The sequence below is a fragment of the Bacillus sp. SLBN-46 genome, from assembly GCF_031453555.1.
In the GTDB taxonomy this organism is placed as follows: Bacteria; Bacillota; Bacilli; order Bacillales; family Cytobacillaceae; genus Neobacillus.
Genome location: NZ_JAVIZM010000001.1, coordinates 4,145,739 through 4,169,448 on the forward strand (window position 1 = coordinate 4,145,739; position 23,710 = coordinate 4,169,448).

Annotated in this window: 24 protein-coding genes, 1 pseudogene and 1 riboswitch; of the genes and pseudogenes, 8 read left to right on the forward strand and 17 right to left on the reverse strand. The window is 39.0% G+C overall.

Annotation, left to right across the window (positions count from 1 at the left end):
- The first annotated feature begins 245 nt into the window (after nucleotides 1-245).
- Nucleotides 246-809 carry a DUF2777 domain-containing protein gene (locus QFZ87_RS21125; protein ID WP_309868022.1) on the forward strand — a complete coding sequence of 188 codons (564 nt, stop codon included), beginning with the start codon at nucleotides 246-248 and terminating at the stop codon, nucleotides 807-809.
- A gap of 203 nt (nucleotides 810-1,012) precedes the next feature.
- Here QFZ87_RS21125 and QFZ87_RS21130 read toward each other — a convergent pair whose 3' ends face one another.
- On the reverse strand, nucleotides 1,013-2,041 hold the full coding sequence (locus QFZ87_RS21130) for a ThiF family adenylyltransferase (protein WP_309865900.1): 1,029 nt from the start codon (nucleotides 2,039-2,041) through the stop codon (nucleotides 1,013-1,015).
- Between the two features lie 232 nt (nucleotides 2,042-2,273).
- On the opposite strand from QFZ87_RS21130, the gene QFZ87_RS21135 reads away from it, so the two are divergent.
- The gene (locus tag QFZ87_RS21135) at nucleotides 2,274-4,106 is read left to right on the forward strand and encodes an aldehyde ferredoxin oxidoreductase family protein (RefSeq protein WP_309865902.1); all 1,833 of its coding nucleotides are present in this window, start codon (nucleotides 2,274-2,276) and stop codon (nucleotides 4,104-4,106) included.
- A 234-nt stretch (nucleotides 4,107-4,340) separates the two neighbouring features.
- Here QFZ87_RS21135 and QFZ87_RS21140 read toward each other — a convergent pair whose 3' ends face one another.
- The 14 genes from QFZ87_RS21140 to QFZ87_RS21205 all read right to left on the reverse strand — a co-directional run bounded on the left by QFZ87_RS21140 (nucleotide 4,341) and on the right by QFZ87_RS21205 (nucleotide 13,838).
- Complete coding sequence (locus tag QFZ87_RS21140) at nucleotides 4,341-4,607, reverse strand: MoaD-like domain-containing protein (RefSeq protein WP_309865904.1); 267 nt, start codon at nucleotides 4,605-4,607, stop codon at nucleotides 4,341-4,343.
- A 7-nt stretch (nucleotides 4,608-4,614) separates the two neighbouring features.
- The gene (locus QFZ87_RS21145) at nucleotides 4,615-4,887 is read right to left on the reverse strand and encodes a ubiquitin-like small modifier protein 1 (RefSeq protein WP_309865906.1); all 273 of its coding nucleotides are present in this window, start codon (nucleotides 4,885-4,887) and stop codon (nucleotides 4,615-4,617) included.
- A gap of 79 nt (nucleotides 4,888-4,966) precedes the next feature.
- A complete protein-coding gene (locus tag QFZ87_RS21150) occupies nucleotides 4,967-5,326 on the reverse strand; it encodes a YisL family protein (protein ID WP_309865908.1) in 360 nt (119 codons plus the stop codon).
- A gap of 100 nt (nucleotides 5,327-5,426) precedes the next feature.
- On the reverse strand, nucleotides 5,427-6,335 hold the full coding sequence (locus QFZ87_RS21155) for a fumarylacetoacetate hydrolase family protein (RefSeq protein WP_309865910.1): 909 nt from the start codon (nucleotides 6,333-6,335) through the stop codon (nucleotides 5,427-5,429).
- A gap of 94 nt (nucleotides 6,336-6,429) precedes the next feature.
- Nucleotides 6,430-7,353, reverse strand: a complete 924-nt coding sequence (locus QFZ87_RS21160; RefSeq protein ID WP_309865912.1) for a type II secretion system F family protein — start codon at nucleotides 7,351-7,353, stop codon at nucleotides 6,430-6,432.
- Nucleotides 7,354-7,356: 3 nt separating this feature from the next.
- Nucleotides 7,357-8,220, reverse strand: coding sequence for a type II secretion system F family protein (locus QFZ87_RS21165; protein ID WP_309865915.1), 864 nt, complete (start codon nucleotides 8,218-8,220; stop codon nucleotides 7,357-7,359).
- 98 nt (nucleotides 8,221-8,318) lie between these two features.
- Nucleotides 8,319-9,764, reverse strand: coding sequence for a TadA family conjugal transfer-associated ATPase (locus QFZ87_RS21170; protein ID WP_309865917.1), 1,446 nt, complete (start codon nucleotides 9,762-9,764; stop codon nucleotides 8,319-8,321).
- Between the two features lie 13 nt (nucleotides 9,765-9,777).
- Nucleotides 9,778-10,620, reverse strand: a complete 843-nt coding sequence (locus tag QFZ87_RS21175) for a CpaE/TadZ family protein (RefSeq protein ID WP_309865919.1) — start codon at nucleotides 10,618-10,620, stop codon at nucleotides 9,778-9,780.
- A 20-nt stretch (nucleotides 10,621-10,640) separates the two neighbouring features.
- Nucleotides 10,641-11,342, reverse strand: a complete 702-nt coding sequence (cpaB, locus tag QFZ87_RS21180; RefSeq protein ID WP_309865921.1) for a Flp pilus assembly protein CpaB — start codon at nucleotides 11,340-11,342, stop codon at nucleotides 10,641-10,643.
- Between the two features lie 10 nt (nucleotides 11,343-11,352).
- Complete coding sequence (locus tag QFZ87_RS21185; protein ID WP_309865923.1) at nucleotides 11,353-12,270, reverse strand: pilus assembly protein TadG-related protein; 918 nt, start codon at nucleotides 12,268-12,270, stop codon at nucleotides 11,353-11,355.
- 10 nt (nucleotides 12,271-12,280) lie between these two features.
- Complete coding sequence (locus QFZ87_RS21190; protein ID WP_309865925.1) at nucleotides 12,281-12,664, reverse strand: TadE/TadG family type IV pilus assembly protein; 384 nt, start codon at nucleotides 12,662-12,664, stop codon at nucleotides 12,281-12,283.
- Nucleotides 12,661-13,170, reverse strand: coding sequence for an A24 family peptidase (locus QFZ87_RS21195; protein WP_309865927.1), 510 nt, complete (start codon nucleotides 13,168-13,170; stop codon nucleotides 12,661-12,663). Before QFZ87_RS21195 ends, QFZ87_RS21190 begins: the two co-directional genes overlap by 4 nt.
- A 103-nt stretch (nucleotides 13,171-13,273) precedes the next feature.
- Nucleotides 13,274-13,480: a Flp family type IVb pilin gene (locus tag QFZ87_RS21200; protein WP_309865929.1), complete on the reverse strand. Its 207-nt coding sequence runs from the start codon at nucleotides 13,478-13,480 to the stop codon at nucleotides 13,274-13,276.
- 16 nt (nucleotides 13,481-13,496) lie between these two features.
- Complete coding sequence (locus tag QFZ87_RS21205; RefSeq protein ID WP_308080590.1) at nucleotides 13,497-13,838, reverse strand: DUF192 domain-containing protein; 342 nt, start codon at nucleotides 13,836-13,838, stop codon at nucleotides 13,497-13,499.
- Nucleotides 13,839-13,966: 128 nt separating this feature from the next.
- A riboswitch (cyclic di-GMP riboswitch) is annotated at nucleotides 13,967-14,053 on the reverse strand.
- A gap of 261 nt (nucleotides 14,054-14,314) precedes the next feature.
- Between QFZ87_RS21205 and QFZ87_RS21210 the strand changes: the two genes are divergently transcribed.
- The 6 genes from QFZ87_RS21210 to QFZ87_RS21235 are packed head-to-tail and all read left to right on the forward strand — an operon-like array spanning nucleotide 14,315 to nucleotide 16,320.
- Entirely contained in the window at nucleotides 14,315-14,536 is a 222-nt protein-coding gene (locus tag QFZ87_RS21210; protein WP_309865932.1) for a spore germination protein, read from the forward strand.
- Nucleotides 14,537-14,553: 17 nt separating this feature from the next.
- The gene (locus QFZ87_RS21215; protein WP_309865934.1) at nucleotides 14,554-14,799 is read left to right on the forward strand and encodes a spore germination protein GerPB; all 246 of its coding nucleotides are present in this window, start codon (nucleotides 14,554-14,556) and stop codon (nucleotides 14,797-14,799) included.
- 53 nt (nucleotides 14,800-14,852) lie between these two features.
- On the forward strand, nucleotides 14,853-15,467 hold the full coding sequence (gene gerPC / locus QFZ87_RS21220) for a spore germination protein GerPC (RefSeq protein ID WP_309865936.1): 615 nt from the start codon (nucleotides 14,853-14,855) through the stop codon (nucleotides 15,465-15,467).
- Nucleotides 15,464-15,646, forward strand: a complete 183-nt coding sequence (locus tag QFZ87_RS21225) for a spore gernimation protein GerPD (protein ID WP_308080594.1) — start codon at nucleotides 15,464-15,466, stop codon at nucleotides 15,644-15,646. Before gerPC ends, QFZ87_RS21225 begins: the two co-directional genes overlap by 4 nt.
- Before the next feature lie 2 nt (nucleotides 15,647-15,648).
- Complete coding sequence (locus tag QFZ87_RS21230; RefSeq protein WP_309865938.1) at nucleotides 15,649-16,047, forward strand: spore germination protein GerPE; 399 nt, start codon at nucleotides 15,649-15,651, stop codon at nucleotides 16,045-16,047.
- 54 nt (nucleotides 16,048-16,101) lie between these two features.
- On the forward strand, nucleotides 16,102-16,320 hold the full coding sequence (locus tag QFZ87_RS21235) for a spore germination protein (protein ID WP_308080596.1): 219 nt from the start codon (nucleotides 16,102-16,104) through the stop codon (nucleotides 16,318-16,320).
- Between the two features lie 43 nt (nucleotides 16,321-16,363).
- On the opposite strand, the pseudogene addA reads toward QFZ87_RS21235, so the two are convergent.
- Together addA and addB are read right to left on the reverse strand one after the other, a co-directional pair.
- A pseudogene (gene addA / locus QFZ87_RS21240) lies at nucleotides 16,364-20,147 on the reverse strand (helicase-exonuclease AddAB subunit AddA).
- Nucleotides 20,140-23,637 (reverse strand): helicase-exonuclease AddAB subunit AddB, encoded by a 3,498-nt coding sequence (gene addB / locus QFZ87_RS21245; RefSeq protein ID WP_309865941.1) that lies wholly within the window; start codon nucleotides 23,635-23,637, stop codon nucleotides 20,140-20,142. Before addB ends, addA begins: the two are co-directional and overlap by 8 nt.
- Nucleotides 23,638-23,710: the final 73 nt, after the last annotated feature.

A 23,710-nucleotide genomic window follows, 5' to 3' on the forward strand; every position in this document is an offset into this window, starting at 1 on the left:
AGATTATTAACCTTGATTACATGTTTCATTGTATTCAGCCCATGTTCATTGGTTAATTGTCCTACAAAAACGGAAGGGCTCTTCTCAAAAAGACAATTATCAAGACTATATGAAACCATTATTACCTAGGCTTATTCTTGTGAGATTAGCTAACAAGGTTAAAAATTTTTTTGAAATAAACAGGTTATAAAAAGACACAAAGATGTCTACAAAGAAGAATGAACGTAAATGCATGGAGGTTAATGATGAATCGACAACAACGACTAAAGCTATATGATATCCAGCATCGGGCCTTTAACGAAGGAACAGTGGAACAAATTAATAATCAATGGATCTTTTTCGACGAGGAAACAGATGAAGCCACAATGTTAGAAGATTTTATTCATCAAGAAATAGAGATTTTTCGCCTCAACCGTTGGAGGAAAGGGATTTTAAACGAACCAGGGAAAATCCAGTGTGGGAAGGAAGTTATTTTATTTCGTGACCACGATTTAATAAGAATAAGAAAGCATTTAGTGTACTCACTTGAAAGGCTATTGGATGGAGTTAATGATGATGCCTTTTTTCAGTTTATCACTACATTAAACTCATTGAACTTTTCTATTTACGATTGTATTTATTGTTATAACCATTTATCTTTCTTGTCGGATGAACACCGGAAAGATGGTGTGAACTTTATGGTATTTGACAATCAAGAACAGATTTGTAATGTGCAGCATCATTTTTGCTACTATGAAAAGGTCAATGATCGGTTTGAATTTACCTTAAATACCGGAAAACGATTAATCATTGAAAAGATTATTTCATAAAGAAAAGCGGAAGCGCCTTGGTCAGCCCCGACAGGCAAATGTTCTTCGGCAAGAAAAGTCCGCCTTTTGGCTTTTATTGCCGAAGGTTATTTGACCCGAGGGGCTAGGCGCTGAAGCTGGACAATTCTCGAAGTCGAATAATACTTTCTTATAATGTAAGAAAAGGCGTGGAGGATTCCAGGCCTTTTCTACTTATTACCGTTTTAACTGCCAATGTATTTAGCATACATCAATTTAGCTTTGACGATATCATTTGTTCCATGTATGAGGACACGTCCATCTTTAAAAATCACAATTGACATGTCTTCCTCCGGTGAAAATCGAAGTAAAAAGTCATTACCAGACACTTTACCACTTCTACTAAGATGCTCGGCTACTTTTTTCAATTCCAGCTCACGCTTATCCCTTGGATTAATTTGAACGGTATCTCGACCACAAAGCGTTGTATATGCCACCTGATGTTCTGAAGTTCGATCAAGAAAATCAAATTTCCCTTTAACACAACACGGGCAAGCAGGGTTTCTTCCGTTGGATATATCCATTTGCATGGATGTTAGATCCCAGATGTCGATTTGCTCTAAATTCGGAGTGGTTTTCGCCCCTACTAGTAGTTTCATCGTTTCCATCGCCTGAAAAGAACCAATGATATCCGTTAACGGGGACAACACGCCAACCGTATCACAGGTTTCACCTGTTGCCGTTGGAACATGTGGGAAAAGACAACGATAACAAGGCGTCTCCCCTGGTTTAATGACAGTAAACATTCCTCTAGAGCTTACAGCCCCTCCATGCACCCATGGAATTCCGAACTTAACTGATACATCATTAATCAAGAAGCGTGTGTTAAAATTATCCGTACCGTCTACAATGACATCAAATCCATCTAATAATTCTTCGGCATTATCAAGATTTATATCGGCAATGACCGCTTCCACTGTGACCGTTGAATTTATTTTATTTAGTCTGGTTTTTGCGGCGGCTGCTTTTGGTAGATTTAGTTTAGCATCCTCTTCATCAAAAAGAGTTTGTCTCTGCAAATTCGACAATTCAACGAGGTCTCTATCTATTAGCCTAATATAGCCAACACCTGACCGGACTAGATGATTGGCAATCACCGTTCCTAGTGCACCCACACCTACAATAGCTACTCGACTCTTTAACAGTTTTAATTGTCCCGCTTCACCAATTTCTTTAAAAAGAATTTGTCTGGAATACCGTTCTAAATCACTCATAATATTCCTCATTTCCTATTAACTTGTTTACTATGAAAATATATGTTTTTACTATTATCTTACCAAATTAATTTCTCTGCACTATTGAAAAATTTTAATTTTAAAAAAACTTAAAAACAGTTATAATAAAATTGGATATATATCTAAATTTTGGAGAATTCTCTTATCTTACTATCTAATATTATAAGAGATTAGTAAATAATTTTATTTACATGAAAGAGGGGGAAAAACTTTGAATCTAGGTGGTTTTAAGAACAAAGAAGTGTTAGTTGACTTAACCAGTGGAACAGTTGATTACAGACCCATCAACGAAGAAGATGCAATTAAGTACATAGGTGGTCGCGGCCTAGGTGTTAAGTATGTACTTGATAACGGTCCAGAAGTGGAACCGCTTTCAGAAGAGAACATCTTATGTTTTATGACAGGCCCTGTGACTGGTTCACGCTCTTCCATGAGTGGACGACTTTGTGTTGTTACGAAATCTCCACTTACAGGAACAGTAACTGATTCACATATCGGCGGATGGACTGCTGCACGTTTGAAGTGGGCAGGAGTCGATAATCTTATCTTTTCAGGTAAAAGCGATAAACCAGTATACCTCTATATTGAAAATGGGAAAGCTGAGCTTTGCGATGCTTCAAATTTATGGGGAACAAGTACAAGAGAATTTATTAAAGCGATGAAAGATCAGTATGGTGAAGAAGACCTTAGTGTAATGACCATTGGTCAAGCGGGTGAAAACACTGTTCGCTTTGCTTCATTTATCAATGAACATGACCGTGCAGCAGGACGTGGTGGTACAGCTGCTGTTGCAGGCTATAAAAAATTAAAGGCTATTGTCATTAAAGCCGCACAAAAAGGTAATATGCCACAGCCTAAATTAGACAGTGAGTACAAAGAAGCGAACAAAAAAGCGGTAAAAGCGATTCTAGATGGTGGATTAACTGCACCTAATAAAGGCGGACTTTCTGTTTACGGAACCAACGTATTAACTAACCTTATTAATGAGGTAGGAGCACTTCCAACCAAAAACTCTCAATTAACACACTGGGATGAAGCAGAAAAACACAGCGGTGAATACGTAAACACACATTTACGTGTTGCCAACAATACCTGCCATGCCTGCCCAGTTGGTTGTAAAATTGAGGTAGAAGTGAAAGATGGTAAGTATAAGACACGTGTAGAGAGCATTGAATTTGAATCTGCTTGGTCACTTGGTTCTAACTGTCTATTAAGTGATGCGGAAGCGATTTCTTATATGATTGACCGCTGTAACGAGTATGGCCTCGATACCATTGAGCTTGGCCATTGTTTCTCTGTTACTATGGAAGCTTTCGAGAAAGGAATCATTTCTGAAGAGCTAATCTGGGGAGATGCTGATTCCATGATCGATTTAACGAAGAAAATTGCTTTCCGTGAAGGATTTGGCGGTATCTTAGCCGAAGGTCCTGCACGCGCTACTGCAGCTTGGGGAGCTCCTGAACTATCTATGTCTGTTAAGGGCCAATCTATCCCTGCCTATGACCCACGCGGTATTCAAGGGATTGGATTAGGATATGCAACTAGTAACCGTGGTGCCTGCCACCTACGTGGCTATACTGTAGCAAGTGAAATTGCCGGGATTCCAGAACCAACAGACCGCCTAAAGCCAGAAGGTAAAGGTGAACTATTAAAGATATTCCAAGATATGCTTGCTTTCTCTGATTCTATGAACATCTGTAAGTTCTCATCATTCTCTGAAAATGCAGAGCATTATGCGGAGCAGTATAGTACTATGACTGGCGTTGCTTTGACAGCTGAGGATGTCATGAAGGCTGGTGAAAGAATTTACAACCTTGAGCGCTATTATAATAACCTAGCAGGGTTTAATAAGCGGGAAGATGATTTCCTTCCAAAACGCTTTACAGAAGAGCCAGCAACGGGTAATAGTGCCGGACATGTAAGCCGAATGGATATCATGCTTGAAGAATATTATCAAGTCCGCGGCTGGAAAGATGGCATCGCAACAGAAGAAAAGCTTCGTGAATTAGGGATTATTGGACCTGAAGTCACACAAACAATCTAACATAAAGGCTGTGTTAAAGAACAGTGTTGATTTTTATACCCTGTTGATTGGAACGGAAGGCGCGAAGACTCCTGTGGGAGTACGGTTCAGGGGAGACCCCGCAGGCGCAAGCGCCGAGGAGGCTCGCCGAAACGCCCACGAACCGCTTGCGCCTGGAGCGGAAATCAACAGGCAATTTTAACAGAGCCAACATAAAAAAAGAGGAAGACTCCAACATTCGAGTCTTCCTCTTTTTTAACCACCAATTCTAGTGGTTTTATAGCGATAATTTTTAATAAGCTCTTCAAGTTGATTTTCGTTGTTTGCAATAAAACGAATGTGGACTGAATTGACTTTAAATACAGAAGTGAACGCAATTTCTTCTTCGGCTAAAATTTGCCCACTCCATTCGTCGGCTTTATACGTGTATGGAAACGTGTCGGTTACCAGAGTAGCTCCAAGTTCTTCAAAATACATGCCAAGGTGTTCCCGGTTAATTCCACGAAACTCTAAGTCTTTCATTTCCATATTAACCACCTGCAACGGGTGGAAAGAGGGCAAATTGATCCTTTTCATCTACTTTCGTCTGAAGATCATCAAGATGGATGATATTTCTTCCATTCACATACACATGAACGAATGGTAGAAGTGTTCTCTCAGAAGTAAATAGTTCATCCTGTAACTCTGGGAACATTTCGACCATCTTATCCAAAACATCTATGACTCGATCACCATCAGGCAGTACTTCTACAGTTACCCCACCACATATTTGCCGGAGATTAGCAAAAACCTTTACTATCATCCAGTCTCTCTCCTCTCTTTATTTAAAGGGGACAGTCCCCCACTGCGCTAAAGCGCTGGGGGACTGTCCCCTTCTCTTTTTATGGATGTAAAAATGACATAGGCAGTTTTACAAAGCCTAGGTATAAAACTAGTAGGAAAGCAACAACAAACTGGATCCAAAAAACGGATGTATTTCTGTTGTTTTTCACACGACCAAGAATCATTTCAAATAATCCAATCACCCAAAGTCCCGCGACTGCTTTCAAAATATACCAGACATCAATTTTATTAACCATGAAAAGAAGTCCTATACCTGAAGCAATAATAAGTATGTATAATACTCGTAAAATCATTTGGACAATTTTTAAGCCTTTTTCTTTTCCACTTTTATGTAGGGAAAGTGCAACAAAAAATAAAATTAGAGCTAAAACCCATGCTGTAATATGACCGTGAATCATTTAATGGCCTCCTTAAGAGTGTTATTAGAGACTATCATACCATAGGCAATATAAAAATACGAAGATTAGTATGTCTAAATAGTAACAAACTTTGATAGCTTTATTCTTCAATCGTATTCGTTAAAGTTCCGATACTTTCTACAATGATTTCCATTTGGTCTCCCGGCTTTAAAAATCTAGGAGGGTTAAATCCTTTCCCTACCCCTGCTGGAGTTCCAGTTGCGATAATATCCCCCGGTTCAAGTGTCATACCCGCTGATAGAACAGAAATTATTTCTTCAATTGGAAATATAAATTTCTCGGTATTAGAGCTTTGTCTTATTTCACCATTTACTCTTGTCTCAATATGTAAGTGGTTAGGATTTTCAATTAAGCTTTTATGCACAATCCATGGTCCCATTGGACAGGTAGTATCTAAACTCTTCCCTATGAAAAATTGCTTATGCTTAGCTTGAAGGTCTCTAGCAGTCACATCATTAATAATGGTATAACCAAAAACATAATCAAGCGCCTCTTCCTTTTTGATTCCTCTTCCCTTTTTCCCAATAATGACAGCTAGTTCCCCTTCATAATCAAGTTGTTTTGTTACAGACTGATGATTTAATACAACGGTACCCGGCCCGGTAACAGTTGTTGGGGCCTTCGTAAAGACCATTACATGTTTTGGGATATCCTCAGCACTTCCCAATTCAAGAGCATGCTCAACGTAATTCTTTCCTACACAAAAGATATTCTTGGTTGGCCTTGGAATCGGAGCAAGCAAGGTGACTTCCTCGATAGGAAGATAATACGTTTCAGCTTGTCCACTAGTTTCTACCCAATCTAGCAATATTTGTACTTGATCAATAAAAGCATCGCCTAGTGCAATACATTCTTGCATAGAAGCAGGAAATATCTTATTACCCGTCCTTACCTCCTCTGTTGGATTTAATAATAAGACCTTTTTATTCTCTGCATCTACTACCCCAATAAAATTTTCATGATCTTGATGAACTGTTACAAATCTCATAATTATCACCTCAAAATGAATTCATTACTACTATAATAATAGAATAAACAGAACAATCTAACAAATCAAAAGCACCCTTGGCAATGGGTGCTTTTTAACTATTTTTAAAGGTTTCGATAAATTGAATCACCGCTGGCCCCAGAAGAACGATGAAAAGACTAGGAAAAATAAAAAGAACTAATGGGAAAAGCATTTTTATTGGAGCTTTCATGGCTGTTTCTTCTGCCCGTTGCTTTCTTTGTTCCCTAACTTCATTGGCAATGACTCTCAACACTTGGACCATCCCTATTCCAAGCTTTTCCGCCTGCAGAACACTGCCTATAAATGCTTTTATTTCATCTACCTCAAGTCTTTCTTTGATTCCCGATAAAGCCTCTCTTCGAGTTTTGCCCAATCGAATTTCCTCCAAACAGCGGTGTAACTCCATAGCGAGAGGACCTTCCTTTTTTGCAACCACTTTTGTTATCGCGGCATCAAACCCGAGCCCTGCTTCAAGACTAACCGTCAAAAGATCTAAAATATCCGGAAATTCTCTTAATGCCATATGGTTCCTAGTCTTTGTTTTTTGCTTTAAATAGAAATGGGGGGCAAAAAAACCAATCAGGATTCCAAAAAGAATAAAGACTATAACTATACCTTTTCCAGCATCTAGTAGAGCACCATAACCAAAAAAGATAAGTGGGAGGACAACAATGGAAATCATTTGAATTAATCGGAAGTCAACAGCCGTCATGCCAAAGGGACTACCTGCCATTTGAACCTTCTTATCAATTTTGGCTTCCTTCTCCCCTGGCATTCTCTTTTTAAAACTCTTTTTAAACTCCACAATTAAAGGCATGATAAAACGTTTATAAAAGGACTGATGTTTTTCTTCATTTATCTCAGGTTGCTTTTCTTGTTCATTATTTAAAATAAAGAAATTTAATCGTTCCTGAACCGAAACCTTTTTCTCCGTTCTTAGCAAAAAAATACCATATATACCTAAGGTAACAGTTAAATATACTAATAGGTAAATCATCTCCTACACCTCTATAGTAGTGATTTTTTTAATTAAAATAAACCCGATAATACCTGAAATGACCCCGGCACCTACCATAGCTAAGCCAATTGGATGACGAAATAGTCCACCAATATAATCCGGTTGGATTAAGTAAAGAAGAAATCCTAGAATAACTGGTAATAATGCAATAACATAACCAGATAATTTCCCCTGTGCTGTAAGCGTTGTAATTTGTCTTTGTATTTTAGTGCGATCGCGAATGGTTTCAATAATCTTATCGAGCACAGTAGCTAGATTGCCTCCAACCTGACGTTGAATCAAAATTGCCTGGATCATTAAATCTAAGTCCTCACTTGGCATTCGCTCGTTTAGATCATTAAGTGCATCTTCAATGCCTTTCCCATATTGCATTTCCTTTAATACATACTCCATTTCTTCCTTAATTGGAGAAGACGCTTCCTCTGCCACCGACTTTAATGCCTGTGGGAAGCTAAAGCCTGCTCTCAAACTACCTACAATCGTGGTAATCATATCAGCAAGACCTTCATTGAACTTTGTTACTCTTTCCCGCTGTTTCTTTTTTATATACCATTTGGGCATTAAGAAACCTATTACACTGCCAATAGGGAGAAATATCCAATTATCCATTACCAAGTAAAATACCCCACCAATAAGAATTGTTAAAATCCATTGGAAGAGAATGTATTCTTCTGGTTTTAACGGCAGTCCAGCTTGAGCTATTTTTATTTCAAGCCGATTGTTTTTTTCCTTGGAAAGAACCTTCTTTTGAACTCTATCTTTTATTACTTGAATAAAAGATATTTGTTTACCTTGCACTTTCTTCTGACTTATCTTTTCTTCCTCAATAGATAGGTAATGCTGCATTCGACTTTCCAGTATATTTTCTGAGCGAAAAAACAATCTGAGTATCAACCAAAAGAATAAAATAGATGTTAAAAAAAAGAAAAGTATGACCAGGGCTATCATTTTCGCCACTCCTCTTGATCAATAAACACTGATGCTGGAATATGAATACCAGAGGCCTCCAGTCGCTCATAAAATTTCGGTCTTACCCCCGTTGGAACAAGCCTGCCGATAATCTTTCCTTCAGGGTTCAAACCTTCTTGTTGAAAGGTAAAAATATCTTGAAGGACAATGATATCTCCTTCCATTCCTTGTACTTCTGTTATATTAGTAATTTTTCTCGTACCATCTTTTAAACGAGATTGTTGGATAATAACGTCAATAGCACCTGCTATTTGTTCCCTAATCGCTTTAACAGGCAGGTCCACACCAGCTAATAGAACCATTGTTTCAAGCCTGGAAATCATATCCCTAGGGCTGTTTGAGTGGCCAGTAGCTAGTGACCCATCATGTCCCGTATTCATGGCTTGGAGCATATCTAGGGCCTCTCCACCACGGACCTCACCAATTATGACTCTGTCGGGCCTCATCCTTAATGAGTTCCTAACTAGGTCACGAATGGAGATTGATCCTTTTCCTTCAATATTAGGCGGACGGGATTCTAAAGATACCACATGCTCTTGTCCTAATTGAATTTCGGCTGCATCCTCAATTGTGACGATTCTTTCATCCTCTGGAATAAAATTGGACAAAACATTGAGTGTCGTTGTTTTACCTGAACCTGTTCCACCACTTACAAACATATTTAGCCTTGCTTTTACGCACGCATCAAGGAAAATCGCCATTTCCTCTGTAACTGTTCCGAAGTTGATTAAGTCTTCAATCTGGTAAGGATCCTTTGAGAACTTACGAATTGTAATCGTTGGTCCATTTAATGCTAAAGGGGGAATGATGGCATTTACACGAGAGCCATCTGGAAGTCTGGCATCCACCATTGGTGAGCTTTCATCAATTCTTCGACCGAGTGGAGCAACAATTTTTTCGATTACACTCATCACATGTTCATTATCACGAAATTGTACCGGTGTTAGAACTAGCTTCCCTTTCCGCTCACAATACACTTGATTAGGTCCATTTACCATTACCTCGGAGACGTCCTCATCCAAAAGAAGTGGATTTATCGGCCCAAAGCCTGTTAAATCATTGATTAGTTCACTAACCACTTTTTTTCTATCAATCTGACCACGAAAATCCTCGTCATCTTTAATAATTTCTACAGCCATACCATCTAGTTGTGGAATGATTTCTTCAATTTCCTGTTCTTTTAACTCATGTAATATCTTTTTATGGAGAACATTCTTTAGCTCCTGGCTTTTGTCTAGTTGACGAACTTTTACGGTCTCTTTTTTACTTTCTTTCTTCGTATCTTTCGATTTTTGTTCCCTGAAGACTTGTCTAACCTCTAACATTGGTGAAGGAGTCGAATTTTCAAGTGGAGAATCAATTAATATTGACTCCTTAACGAATTGATTGTTCTTTTCTTGGATTCGATTTAATAGACCCATTCAATCAACCCCCTTACGATCGTTTCTTTAAAAACCATTTGGATATTGGATGATTTTTTTTCGTTTTCTGAGTAATTACACTATTCGAGCTTGATAATGACTCAGCCATTTTGAATACGCCTTTTGCAACCTCAGATTTCGCATGTTTAATGACAAATGGAACACCAAGATTAATGGATTGCGAACAAATCTGAAAGTCATTAGGAATATAAATTGGGTTTTCTGCAGCCAATATTTTTGCTGCATCCTCTGCATTTATGACACTTTCCATATTTGCTCTATTTATAATGATTCTTACCCTGTCTTTAAGAACAAGGATGTCGAGCGTTTCTAAGAAAAGCTTGGTGTTTTTTAATGATGCCATTTCCAAGTTTGTTACCACCAAGATTTGATCCGCCTTCTCAATAAAACGTATAGATTGTTCATTTAAGCCCACCGGTGTATCGACCACAACATAATCATGACCAGTTAAAAGAAGATCTACTATTTTATTGGCTGCTTCATTTGTAACTAAGTCCGCAAATTCCGGTCTTTCTGGTGCAGACAGAACGTTCACTCCACTGTTATGAACGGCCAAATAATTGCTGAGGCTATGTTCATCAATAGATTCGATTCCTTCTAAGACTTCTTTAACAGTAAGAGAAAATTTTAAATCCATCGCTAAGTTTACATCGCCAAATTGAAAATCCCCATCCAAAATAGCAACAGAGACATTTTTCTTCCTTAGTGCTACTGCTAAATTTACGGTTAGTGTGGTACGACCAATCCCGCCTTTTGCACTGCAAACAGCAATCATTTTACCAAGCTGTGGATTCATATTTTGTTCTGCAGACTGCATATTATCGTGGCTTGTCATGAATCGTCACCTTCCATTACTTATTGATTTGCCTTTGTGTTCGTACCTTCATCCATTAACGGCCGTTTATTTAGAATGAAATGAATCTTACCTTCTTCCGAAGCATTGACTAGTTTTAGCGCATCCTCGGGTTTTAGTTCTAATGTGACTGAGCTGTATTCCGTATACGGCTCCTTTGTCTGTTCAGGCGTCTGCATTTTTCTACCCACGGCTAATACCCTTGCTTTTTCTAGCAAAATTACTGATTGAGGGATTGGTTGATTGGTAGCGTCTTTTACTGCTTTTGTGAAAACTACATCCACTTCATCCTCCGGCTCTATTAAATTAGAGACAGACTGATTTATATTAACCCCTACAGTTACAGCACGGTACCCTTCCATGACTTTCCGGGATACATAAACACCCTCTTCTTTCTCCGATCCAAGGCGATGGGATAAAATTGGCTCCCCTTTTTCAATCATTGCCATGGCTAGTTTTCCTTCTGCTTCCGACAAAGATTTTATTGTTTGAGGTAGTACATCTTTTGCCGGTTTTTTTACGACTTCTAATTTTTCTACACTTATTTTTTCATTTTTATCGATTTTCTCTTTTGCCACTACAACGTCGACCATTTCAACTGTAGAGACCTTTTGTGTATTCATTTGCTTCGTATATTGAAAAAATAAAAATGTTGTAATCATCCCCATCACAAGTGATAGCAGTAATATCATTTTTGACTTCAATTCGCATCACCTACTCCGTTAATCGTATGCTGTATGCTCCCCGGTCCAAAGCACCCACATCAAACGTCCCTGCTCCAGCCCTTTTTATAAAAACTCCCTTTATAGAGGTATCTGTCGAACTCATTGGATCTGTAATATAAAAATAGGCAAAACCCGTTATTTTTACACTTTTTAATTGATTACTATCAAAGCTATAAGGTTTATAAACCGGTACAAGCAGAATTCTAGAACAACTACGTAAACTGTAATCACCAGGTGGCTGTGTACAGCCATTTACCCGTTCATTTATTGCTGATCTTGTACTCCCTGCTATATTCCCTGTTTGCGTGTCAACGACATCGCCTATCTTTAGAAGCTCTGAATATCCGTATCGTAAGTTTTGTTCATAGGTTTTTGCTCCTGGACCACTAAGTGCCAAGATGCCAAAATTCCCTGATGAAACTCCTGAGGAGTCAACTTTTAATTGGTATGTTTGGTAATATTCCAGAACAACGCTTTCGTCAATCCCTAATGGAGCGGCACCTACTGCTTTCCCTATCGCTCCCAAGCTTGCTGCAGCTCTGGATGTGACGTCTGTTTTTTCAAAACCAAATAATTTCATAAACGTTAGACTAACTGGTTTTGTTAACCGTATGGTAATTTTATCTCCCATGTTAATATCAAGATTTGTTAACGTACTAGTTGCTTGGTGAGAATCTAAGATGTATTGAACCGTACTAGTAACTTTTTGTTCTGTATTTGGCAACTCCTGCGCCCCTGAGAGAACGGCTGCATTTGCAACCTTTTGCAGCTTTGTTTTTTCCATATAAATTAGGCTTCCATCTATAGCCAGTCCTGCCATGCATAGGATCGTCATTAAAGAGATTGCACCCAAAATAAGAACATTCCCTTTTTCATCCTTTAGTAATCTACTTATAAATTTTCGCATAATATTTCCCTCACTCTACGCGAATCGTTGAACTTGTTTCGATGGCAAAATTAGAGGGGAAGAACTTAGAAATCAAAGGAGTCAAAAAGGTCATCGGATAACTTAGCTTTACTGTTACATAGTCTCCCGAACGTCTGACTGTATCCGCTGGAGTAATCGTCACCTGTAATTTTGTCTGATCCCCTAAATGAACATATTGGTGGGCGAAAGTTGAAATGTCTGCATCCTTCTTTCCAAGACCACCTAGCCTAACCGTTTCCTGCGCAGCCATTTGTAAATGCGCATAAGAATAGATCACTCTACCAAAATCAAGAATCCCTACTAAAATCAATAAAAAAATAGGAATGATAAGCGCTGTTTCCACCAACGATTGGCCCCGCTCATCCTTTTTCATAGAGATAATACTCCTGGAAAATAAGCTTGATAGATGGCACCTGCAGCGATTGCTACCCCGTAAGGAAGAGTTGTTTTCATGGAATTACTATCTTCTATTAGCGAAAGCCTCATGCCATGTCGTAGGCCATGAATCATGTACAGGAATCTCTTTAACAATCCTTTACGATAAAAGAGAAAAATAATGGCCATGATTCCACCCGCTAGCGCCATATATAAAGATGCCATTAAAACAAAACTAATACCCTTTAACCCACCAATCACAGCAAGTAGTTTGATATCTCCTGCCCCCATTCCTCCAAGTAGATAGGGAATAAATAATATTCCTAAACCTACAGCTGTGCCAAGAAAAGCTTCCGTTAATCCGTGCCATCCTCCGGTAATGGCGTGAAAAATCAATGCTATGATTAAAAAAGGAAATAAGACCGCATTATAAATCTTCCGTTCCTTGATGTCTGTAATAACGCATATAGATAAAAGAATGATTAATAAATAATTACTCCACACCTTGATTCTCTCCTCTCCTAAAGGATTTCATCTTTTTGAAAGAAAATAGCCTCACGTTTTGAGAGAACGCAAGGCTATGTAGAACATCAAGCTTAGAAATATATTAATTAGTGCCGCCAGTTGTATCAGCAGCGTCTGCTCCTGCGCCTGCAATGGCATCTTTAGCATTATTAAATAAAGTTTCAATTTGAGAACGCATTGCGATCAAAACTGCCACTACTCCAACAGCGATTAAACCTAATACTAAACCATACTCAGTCATACCTTGTCCTTGTTCTTCTGTTAATAAAGCTTTCATTTTTTTCATCATTTGTAAAAACCCCTTTTCAATTTATAGTTAAATAGTTTCCGATTTTTGTTTCCGTTTTTTGAATCATGCCTGCTGGCAATTCTAATACTGACTTTGCTCTTTTGTGATACTTTCCTACTGTTGCAGGCTTTACCGTTTCGTCCAGGCCTACAATTTCAAAATCTTCACTTAAGTAAAGGACATCGATGGAATAATTCATGAAGAATGTGTGAATGGATTGGCAGGGTTGGATTAACAAGCCGTGTCCTGCTGGTAAACTTTTCGAAAACATCAGCCCTTTTAATCTTTTAAAAAAGGTATCAGCTGTTGATAGATTGTTTGCCAGTTCCGCTCCGTTTGACAGATTCACGACTTTCACTTATTTCACCTCCGAATAAAAGAAATAACCCCGCCTTTACCGAAAGGGGGGTTAGTAAAATAGACTGACTAAATAGACATAGAAAACCTATGAGTAAATAGTAGTACTAATATGAAACACCCTGTTCTTTCGGTAACTGGCTGGCGTAGTGCAAAAGCACCTTAGCCCCTGTAGCTTTGCGTCACTGATTTTCATCAGCTTTGCCTTTATCGAGAATCAGTGTATGCTTGTCCGACTGATCTCTTACTCACATAATAGAACTTTTTCACCTTAGAGAATATCCTACTAAAATACTATTTTACATTGAAGTTTATAGTTATTTTTTCCTATTTTCGACTAATACCCTTATAAAATCGACATGAAATGCGTATATCATCCTCAATTTACCTCAGTTGCCAATTTATTTAGGCGAATCATTCACCATACAATCGCCCAGACATATAATTTATAGATACCAATAAAAAAGGATGTTGATCATGCCAGCCATCGTTGGAGTTGCACAGGTTATTACCCTTGGAAGCAGTTCAGTTTTCCATATTGGCGATGTGTATAAAATTATGCCTTTATCTACGGCCAAAACTTTCTCTGGAGCTGGTTCCTTTAACACAGGGGAGAGTTTACGTCTCAACAACAACTTGAGTTCCACAAATACATCGGACCAAGATGGAATCGATCAACCAATTACCCTCAACGCATAAAAAATGGGTGGTCTAAAATGAATTACTATATTCAGCAGTCAATTCAAATAAATTTTATAAGAATTGGAAGTATTTCCAATTCTTCTGTTATGCAAATTGGAAGTGCTGGAATAATAAAACCTTCAGCATACCTATATAATACCGGTGGATTTACAGAGCCAGCACCCAAGCCAATAAAAGCTATAGGAAGCTTAGTGGGTACACCAGCCGTTCCGTTACAGGCAGCTGTTAGAAAGCAAGACAACGCAGACGGAGACAAATAAACCTTTCATCTATCTTTTTGGTTCTTCGATACTATCTATAGTGAGGTGATTTCATGTATCAGGATTATTCTCAATACCTTCAATGGCTGCAAATGTATATTCAAGCACAGGAAAAGAGAATCGTTACCTTGGAGGCTACTGTTCAAAAAATGCAAGAAGAAATGAAGCAAATAAAGGAGAAGCATCCTATTCGAGTCGATAAAATTGAATATAAATTTGATCAATTGAAGGTAGAAACTCTTGAAGGAACATTAAACATCGGCCTGAATCCTTCTGACTTATCTGGGATTGAAGACTTTGCAGTTCAAAATCAGCAAATGAACGTCCCACCTCCACCGAAGGATCAAATGCAGCGATCCATGAAAATCGAAGAAGCGATATACAGATACCTTGAGACTGATTTACCTTCAATAGTAGAAGCCACCCAAAGAGAATTAGATGTTCCACCGAATGAAGCTTATTTATCCTTTATCAAGCAAGATATAACGAAGCAACTTCCTAACCGAATTGAACATCATTTAAAAGCTAATCTACAAAACCAGCGATCATCAGAACATACAAATGTTGATGACTTAATCATTGAAGCAATTAAGCAGGAGATTAAGAATGGAGTATCCGTGTTTTTTACTAACCTGCCAGAACACGTGAAAGGGATGAAACCGGAATGAACTTTGAAGTCTATAATCGTGAGCTAATCGTCCAAAATATAAAAATTATTGGGGTAGCCAGCTCATCATTAGTCTTGGTAGGCGATACGGAATCGATTCAATTAGCATCAACTTTTGATACACCTGCTGAATCCTTGATTATCGGTCCCTTTGTACCACTGCAATCGGACGTGACTTGATTATGCTAGCTAGAACATCTTGTGTCGATGCAATTAATATAGACATCGTCTCGTTTGCTTCTATCCTCCAGCTAGGAGATTCCTGTATAATTAATGGATTTTCTAAAGCACTCGCTGTACAAAGGGAAACAGAGCAGTTTTATGGAAATGAAGGGGATCTTTTTTCCTATCCTGTCTTTTCCGAACCAATTCCTTTCGAGTCAATTAGCGAGGACGTCTCATTTTCTCACCAACACTTAAACCCAGTTATTAAGGTTCATAACATTGACATCATCGCTATTTCATCCTCCTCGCTTTTACATGTAGGTAACAGCAAAGATGTTTCAATGGAGGTACGGGTAAAGCATATCAGACAGCTTCTTCCTGTTCCTAGAGAAGAAGATCAAGAACAAGGACAATGATCCACGCATAGGTTAAATATTATATGGAATCAGTCAATGAAAAGGATGTTTTAGATGCCAGCGATTATCGGTCCAGTACAAATCGTTAACGTAGGCGGGGGAATTGTGCAATTTGGGGATGCTTTATATATTTCACCGAAAAGCGGGTCCAAAACAAATGCCGGTTCAGGAGCATTTAATACTGGGGGATTCATTATAACAAATAATGGATTAAGCGGTACGAATGTTCTTGATACAAACCTTATCGACCAGCCTATAGCGGGTAATAATTAAAAAATGAGGATGACTTAATGTCAGCCTCATTTTTTAATTAACTTTATTTATTAACCTTTAAAATATGGGCTCCATCAAAGAAAAATAAATATCTTTCTACAACATTTCTTTTCCAAATCTGTTCAATCGCCCTTGTATATAAATTAATTTGCAGCTTGTAACGATCTTCAAGGATGGGGCTTGCCTGTGAAAAACCACCTTTATACCTGTCTGTAATTCCATCTGATTTATAATCAATTAGTACCAAGCCATTTTCATCTTCAAGGATGCAATCAATAATTCCTTGTACAAAAACAGCTTCCTCTGAATCTTTCCAATTTGGATAAACTTCATTTGCAGGCAGTGAGAGTGTGAACGGGATTTCCCTATGAATAGCTTTCGCATGAAAATACCTTTGTCCCAGTTCTGAATGAAAAAACTGAACAATTAATTTGCCATCAATTACCTCCGCTTGCTCCGGGGATAGCAACTCATTATTTACCATCCATTCAAGTTGTTCCTTTATGGATTCCTCACTAATAGGTCTTGATAGGTCCACATGCTGCATCACCATATGCATGGCTGTCCCCCGCTCAGCAGGGCTTAACTGTTTTTCCTGCATAAACTTAGGTCGCTTTGAGATGGTCTTCTTAAAATGTCGAACAAGTTCTGTACCGCTATGTTCATCCGCTATTTCCCTGCTGCGCTTGATTTCAGAAACCGATTGCTTTGAGCGATGGATCGCTGCGCTTGGATAAGAATATTCCCAAGTTAATCGGTCTTGTATTTCCTCAGCAAAAAGGGATTCTACTGGTACTGGTTCTGCCTTTTGTACCATCTCCATAAAGTGGTCTTGTTCCAGTTCAAGTGTTAATTCCTGTTTTTTAATTTCTTCCGCATTTAGTAATGAAATGTTCCATGAAGAAGGATGATTGGTAATTTCTGATGGAACTAGTATATTGACTTCACCTCTAGTTCGCAATTCACTGCAGTCTTGATGACGAATAAGTGCAGGACCAATCCAATCGATGTAGCTGTTTGCTGATGCCCTTTCATAATCCTTTAACAGCCATTTTGTATTAGAGGAGACATCATTCCACTGATCGATTTTTTTTAAGGCATCCTTTAAGGTAGCCGTTGCATATAGCTTCTCTTTTGCCCTTGTCATTGCCACGTATAATACACGCATTTCCTCGGCGAGCATTTCCATTTTCTTCTTTCGCTTAAAAGCAATTTGTGGCAGTGATGGATACGATATCCGTTTCTTTATATTGACATACTTTGCAGCAAATCCATATTCTTTATCTAGCATGTATGGTTTACGAATATCGGACAAATTAAATTGTCTTGCCATTCCTGCCATAAACACAACTGGAAATTCGAGCCCTTTACTGCTATGGATGGTCATAATCCTCACAACATCCTCCTGCTCACCTAACGCTCTGGCAGCACCTAAATCATTCCCTCGTTCAATCATTCGTTCAATAAAACGTAAAAAGCGGAATAACCCACGAAAGGAGGTTTGTTCATATTGCCGCGCTCTGTCATAAAGAGCTCGTAAATTTGCTTGGCGCTGTTTTCCACCCGGCAAACCGCCGACAAAATCATAGAACTGAGTATCACGGTATAACTGCCAAATTAACTCCGACAGTGAACCTCGTCTTGCCATTGAACGCCATTCTGTTAGTGCATCATAAAAGCGTCGGACTTTTTCATAAAAAGTTTCAGTTGCCTCGTCAGGCTTGCTATGACAAAAAGTGGTAACAGCATCCCAAAAAGACCCCTTTTTCTGGTGAATGCGAATTTTAGCAAGTTCCTCTTCATTTAGACCGACGATAGGTGAACGCAGCACGGATGCAATCGGGATATCCTGGGAAGGATTATCAATCACTCGGAGCAAGGACATCATAATCGCAACTTCGGTTGCCTCAAAATAGCCTGTGGATAAATTGGCATAGATTGGAATGCCTTGCTGCTTAAATTCCTCCATGATTTGCGGTGCCCATGTCATCGATCTTAGCAGGATGACAATGTCTCGGTACATTAACGGACGGTTCGTCTTTGTTTTCGTATTATAAACAGGTGAACCCTGTTGGACTAATTCTTTAATCTTAGCAGCCATTACTCTAGCTTCAAGCTGAGATTGTTCAAGTTCTGCTGCATCAAATCCGGCCTGGGCCATTTCAGCCACTGCTTCTGTTTCCTCAGGCGTTTCTTGTAATTCAGCATTTTGATCGATAAGAATTAGCTCTACAGGAAATGGTTCATCATCTGGATATGGTGCTCCATTACGCAGTTCTGCTGCTTCATCGTATTCGATTTCACCAACTCTTACACCCATGATTTGTTTGAATAAATAATTGGTCGCCTCGAGAATTTCTTTTCTGCTCCTAAAAATTTCTTGCCAAATCGATTCGCAATCCTGTTGATTCACCAGTAACAGTAAAACGATTATACTTACCTAAAAACAGGTTTGGCTCTGCCAACCGGAACCGGTAGATGGACTGTTTCACATCCCCGACCATGAACAGGTTGCCAAATTGCTCCTCATCCTTCGTCACCAGCTTCAGTATTGTTTCTTGCACCATATTTGTGTCCTGATACTCATCACAGTAGACTTCTTTAAAATGTCTCCTGTATGCAAGTGCTGCCTCTGAAGGTTGAAATTCACCTGCACCGAAATTTTCTCCTGTTAAAATTTGCAAACAAAAATGCTCGAGATCGGCGTAGTCCACTAGTCCTTTTTCCCTCTTTGCTTTTTCAAACCGCTCAGCAAAGTCTTTTACAAGATAGACAAGTGTTTCAATTAACGGTTTCATTTCTTCCATATCTCGCAAGAAACCATCTGGCTTACGTGAAAAGAGTTCTTCACCAATATCTTGAATTTTCTTCTTTGCTTTTTCACGCAGTTTTTGGGCCTTCTCTGCTAATTCCTTATCAAAGTGATCACCCTTCACTGGCTTTGCACGTGAAAAGGACCAGGTTTGCATGGCCTGATACAATGTCTCCCAAGAATCTTCTTTCGCTTTTATTAGTGTATCAATTACATGCAGATCCTCTAAAAAATTCTCCGCCCTAGGTGCTGGTCCATTCGGTAGCTTGGTAATTTCTAAGCCCCGCTTTATCATTTCCTTTGCAGCTTCCAATTGCAATTCAATATCAAAAAGAAGCGCCTGGACAAATGGAAGGTCTTCAATGTTTGTTGTCGGAACAACGTTATACATATCAACAATAGATTGTAAATATTGCTCTGGTATCGGATTTGAACGGGCAAAATCATAAATCGATCGCACAATATCCTGCAGTGCATCGTCGCTTCGATCACTCGTAAACGAATCAACTAGGTTAAAAAAGGCTTCGTTATCTGGTTTACCGTATTCTATTTCAAAAAGCTCGTCCATTACTTCATCTCTAATTAACTGTGCTTCGGTTTCATCTGCGATTCGAAACCCGGGGTCCACATCAATCAAGTAATAATACTTCCGGATAACCTCCATACAAAATGAGTGAAGAGTGGAAATGGAGGCTTTATTTAGTAAGCTGAGCTGCTTTCGTAAGTGCCGGGAACCAGGATCCGCATCAATCGCTTTTTCTAACGCTTCTCCAATTCGATGCCTCATCTCTGCAGCGGAAGCATTCGTAAACGTCACCACTAATAATTCATCCACGTTGATCGGATCATCGGTTGAAAGAATCTTTTGAATGATTCTTTCAACAAGGACTGCCGTTTTTCCTGATCCGGCCGCAGCTGCTACGAGAATATCTTTATTCCTAGCCATAATCGCTTTCCACTGATCTTCTGTCCAAGTAGCCTCTGAAGGTTTCGGCGGGATGAAAGAATTACTCATTTCCACTCAACTCCTCTCGAATTAAATCAAGTACCTTTTCATTTGATAACGGTGTAATCACACGGTAAGGGCTACTCTCAATTCCTTCATCTAATTGACAAACAGATTTATAAGGACAGAAGGTACAAGCCTTTTTGTCCTTCTGCTTATAAGGAGAAATCTCTACATGTCCATCGACGATAGCGTTCCCCGATTTCTGATACAGCGTCCTTACATAATTTCTTAAATCATTAAAATGCTCCATGCTAGCAACTTTTGAACGCTTGGTTAAGTTACCATCCTTCTTAAATCCAGCAGAAATAATGTGCGAATCACCTGACTCAAGCGTTTGGTCCATGAGTTTGATTACACTTTGATCACTTAACAATAAACCATTCATCTTAAATTTCTTCATTATTTCTGCTTCGATTTCATCCATCGTCAACAATTTTGTGGAGTTAATCAGCGGATTATGAACGTGAAAATAAAGGACACCTGCAGGACTTGCCTCCATCTCGACTAATTCCTTTGAGTAGGTCATTACAATATCTAAATAGGTGATCATTTGCAGAGAGAGACCATAATATACATCACTTAAATGAACGTCTTTTTCACTTGATTTATAATCAATTACCCTTAAGAACACATTATCGTCTTCACTCTTTGCTTGATCAACCCTATCAATTCGCCCTGCTAACTCCATTCGCTTTCCATTTTTCAACGGAAAACTTAATGGCGGCAACTCCGCATTTGCTCCAAATCCCAATTCTAATCCGATTGGGGAGAATCCACTTACTTTTGCGTGCTCACTTAACACAAGTGAAGCACGGGTAATAATTTGCTCTAATTTACGCTTGATATAATGATGCCTCTCGGAACTCAACAAAATCTCGTTTTGTAATTTTGGAGCTATGGCATTGACTGCTTCTTTGGATAATTCCTCACATTGCACTTTCGTTAACTGCGCCCATGAAATGTTTTGTGTATTAACTGTATCAGAAATATATTTTATAGCCGCATGAAATAACTCTCCTATATCAGGCGCTTCTAAGCGGAAAATTTTTCTTTCTCGAAGCCTCAAACCATGCTGAACAAAATGAGTAAAAGCACAGCTATTAAACAATTCCATTCTCGAAACACTCGCCTGAATGGTATCACCGTATAATTCGTCTGCCACCTGTTTAGAAAGCTGAACCGTTTGGTTCGTATAAAAAAGGCTCGAAAACACTTTTGTTGCCTTTTCCTTTCCCGGACTTTCTAAATAATAGTTATACACATCCCACCAGAGATTTGAAATTGGATAATTTCGTTTGTTCAGCTGAAGTTGGGAGGTCAAATAAGATAATGTTGTGGTAAAGTTTGTAATAAAGCTTAACTGCCCCTCTTCAGGCAATTCCGCTGGGTCTGAAACATAATAATGTTCTCTCGCCTCAGGAAACATATCTTTTATCCTCTTGATATACGAAGAGGCAATTAAAGCTTTCCCCTCATCATTTGCTAATGGATAGGTTACGTAAAGCTTCTCGGCGGGTGCAGTAAAAGCTTTATAGGCTAGAAAATTCTCATCCAGCAAACGTGTTCGACTGCTTGGTGCAACGTTGATGCCTGCTGAAAGAAGCATTTCCCGGTCTTCATCTGATAGGATTCCTTCGCCTGAAATTTTCGCCGGTAATACTCCCTCATTGACGCCAACCACAAAACAGACTTTAATATCCATTAATCTTGATTTCTCTAAGTCTCCAATTAAAACTTGATCTAGTGCAGGTGGTATTAGGGAAAAATGTAAAGACTCAAATCCAGATTCTAAAATAGCAGCAAAGGACTTTAGTGAGACTGGTTCATCTCCTAAAATCTCTACATATTGATCTAATAAATCAATAACCGCGTTCCACACCTGTTCGTGCTCTCGCATTTTAACAAGATTACCCTTTTCTTCCGCTTCCACTTTCCACTTTTCAAGCTTCTCAGGAATATCTAATTCTTCTAAGAATAAATAGATGGCTTCGCAAAGCTTGCGTCCGGTATCTGCCTTCTTCAATCGCCTTGAAAGGCGGAGAATCGGTGCCGTTACCATTAGCTTTAACTCATTTAATTCCTGCTCCATTTTGCGTTCGGCATCGGTTTGTCCATTTCCATCCAACTCTAGCCCTCTAATTCTCCGGTAACTCCAGCGATCCTTTTTCGTCCACTTACTTCCTTTAATGCCGTAAGCCAGGACATAATTTTCAAGCCTATCCATCTTCTCTCGCATTTTTACCGGATTTTCCAGTAAGGGATAGATTAATTCGGTTTTAATGACTCTGAAAATAGATTCATAGCGCCAGTATGTGTTAATCACTTCCAGCGTCGAGCGGATTAGCTCAATAAGAGGATGATTTAACATTGTCCGTTTTTGGTCAATAAAATAAGGAATCTGATAATCTTCGAATACTGGCTCAACAATTTCATGATAGTCTTGTCCGTTACGGATTAATAATGCGATGTCTCGGTAGCGGTACCCTTTTTCTCTAACTAAGCGGCGAGTTTCTCTTGCGATTCCTTCAATTTCAGCTCGGCGGTTGACCGCTTGGCAAATATTGATTTCCGTCTTCCCATAAAAAGGAATGGCCGGGCGGGCATCAAAATTCTCCTCTAAATGACGTAAGGACAGATGACTCCATTTTTTTTGCTCTTGGAGGGTAACAGGCTCCTCCATTTCTATCCCTTGAGCCCTTGCCAAATCATAAATGGAGTAACTGGTTTCACTTGATAAGCGAAACAAATCAAGCTCATCTGGTCCAGATTCTACCGAAAGGCGCTCCGTTGTCAACGCGATGGAAACCCTTTGGCAATGTTTCATCAACTCGGTCAACACACGATATTCCTGCGGGGAAAAGCTATAAAATCCATCAATATAGATTTCGGCCTCTTTCAAATAGGAAGAGCTGGATATCTTCTCTGATAGAAGACGAAAATAATCCTCCGAATCAATATATTTTCCGAATATTTCCTCTTCAAATTTTTGATAAATGATTTCTAAATCCATTAATTTGTCATTCAGGGCCATTGAACCTGAGGTTTCTCCTGCTCCAACCTGTTTTGGGGCTTGCATTAGTTCCTCGGGACTAATGCAATACCTCTTAAATTCGATAATCATTTGCTCTACTTGCTGAACGAATCCAGTCTTATCTGCAGCCCTTTGAAAAAGCTTCAATTGATCCTTCTGCTCATCAATTATTTTGCGGATTAACATGTTAATTCCGACATTACTTAAATGCACCCGGCTTATTCCGCCTGTTTCCTGAAGAATTCGCCATGCTAACCTAGAAAAGCTAAATACTTGTGCCCGAATCATTCCTCCAAGCTTTAGGTCAGTAGCCAAGCGGTATTCAGATAAGAATGTCATCTGATCAGGAACAATATATAAAATGGGAGTACCCTCTGGTTGATTGATCAGCCGATTACGAATTTCATCAAGAAGCATGGATGTTTTGCCGCTTCCTGATCGTCCAATTACCATTCTTAATGACATATGCCAACCTCACTTCCTATAAACTGTCAAAAACTCTATCTTTCATTTTAACATAAAAAGCAGTACAAATGTT

Coding starts and splice junctions, on each gene's coding strand:
- QFZ87_RS21140 (WP_309865904.1), bottom strand. CDS start 4,607: ATGAAAGACTTAGAGTTTCGTGGAATTAACCGGGAACACCTTGGCATG.
- QFZ87_RS21230 (WP_309865938.1), top strand. CDS start 15,649: ATGCTAGCTAGAACATCTTGTGTCGATGCAATTAATATAGACATCGTC.
- QFZ87_RS21210 (WP_309865932.1), top strand. CDS start 14,315: ATGCCAGCCATCGTTGGAGTTGCACAGGTTATTACCCTTGGAAGCAGT.
- QFZ87_RS21170 (WP_309865917.1), bottom strand. CDS start 9,764: ATGGGTCTATTAAATCGAATCCAAGAAAAGAACAATCAATTCGTTAAG.
- QFZ87_RS21125 (WP_309868022.1), top strand. CDS start 246: ATGAATCGACAACAACGACTAAAGCTATATGATATCCAGCATCGGGCC.
- QFZ87_RS21130 (WP_309865900.1), bottom strand. CDS start 2,041: ATGAGTGATTTAGAACGGTATTCCAGACAAATTCTTTTTAAAGAAATT.
- QFZ87_RS21160 (WP_309865912.1), bottom strand. CDS start 7,353: ATGATTTACCTATTAGTATATTTAACTGTTACCTTAGGTATATATGGT.
- QFZ87_RS21235 (WP_308080596.1), top strand. CDS start 16,102: ATGCCAGCGATTATCGGTCCAGTACAAATCGTTAACGTAGGCGGGGGA.
- QFZ87_RS21185 (WP_309865923.1), bottom strand. CDS start 12,270: ATGCGAAAATTTATAAGTAGATTACTAAAGGATGAAAAAGGGAATGTT.
- QFZ87_RS21200 (WP_309865929.1), bottom strand. CDS start 13,480: ATGATGAAAAAAATGAAAGCTTTATTAACAGAAGAACAAGGACAAGGT.
- QFZ87_RS21150 (WP_309865908.1), bottom strand. CDS start 5,326: ATGATTCACGGTCATATTACAGCATGGGTTTTAGCTCTAATTTTATTT.
- addB (WP_309865941.1), bottom strand. CDS start 23,637: ATGTCATTAAGAATGGTAATTGGACGATCAGGAAGCGGCAAAACATCC.
- QFZ87_RS21190 (WP_309865925.1), bottom strand. CDS start 12,664: ATGAAAAAGGATGAGCGGGGCCAATCGTTGGTGGAAACAGCGCTTATC.
- QFZ87_RS21155 (WP_309865910.1), bottom strand. CDS start 6,335: ATGAGATTTGTAACAGTTCATCAAGATCATGAAAATTTTATTGGGGTA.
- QFZ87_RS21225 (WP_308080594.1), top strand. CDS start 15,464: ATGAACTTTGAAGTCTATAATCGTGAGCTAATCGTCCAAAATATAAAA.
- QFZ87_RS21145 (WP_309865906.1), bottom strand. CDS start 4,887: ATGATAGTAAAGGTTTTTGCTAATCTCCGGCAAATATGTGGTGGGGTA.
- QFZ87_RS21215 (WP_309865934.1), top strand. CDS start 14,554: ATGAATTACTATATTCAGCAGTCAATTCAAATAAATTTTATAAGAATT.
- gerPC (WP_309865936.1), top strand. CDS start 14,853: ATGTATCAGGATTATTCTCAATACCTTCAATGGCTGCAAATGTATATT.
- QFZ87_RS21175 (WP_309865919.1), bottom strand. CDS start 10,620: ATGACAAGCCACGATAATATGCAGTCTGCAGAACAAAATATGAATCCA.
- QFZ87_RS21165 (WP_309865915.1), bottom strand. CDS start 8,220: ATGCAGCATTACCTATCTATTGAGGAAGAAAAGATAAGTCAGAAGAAA.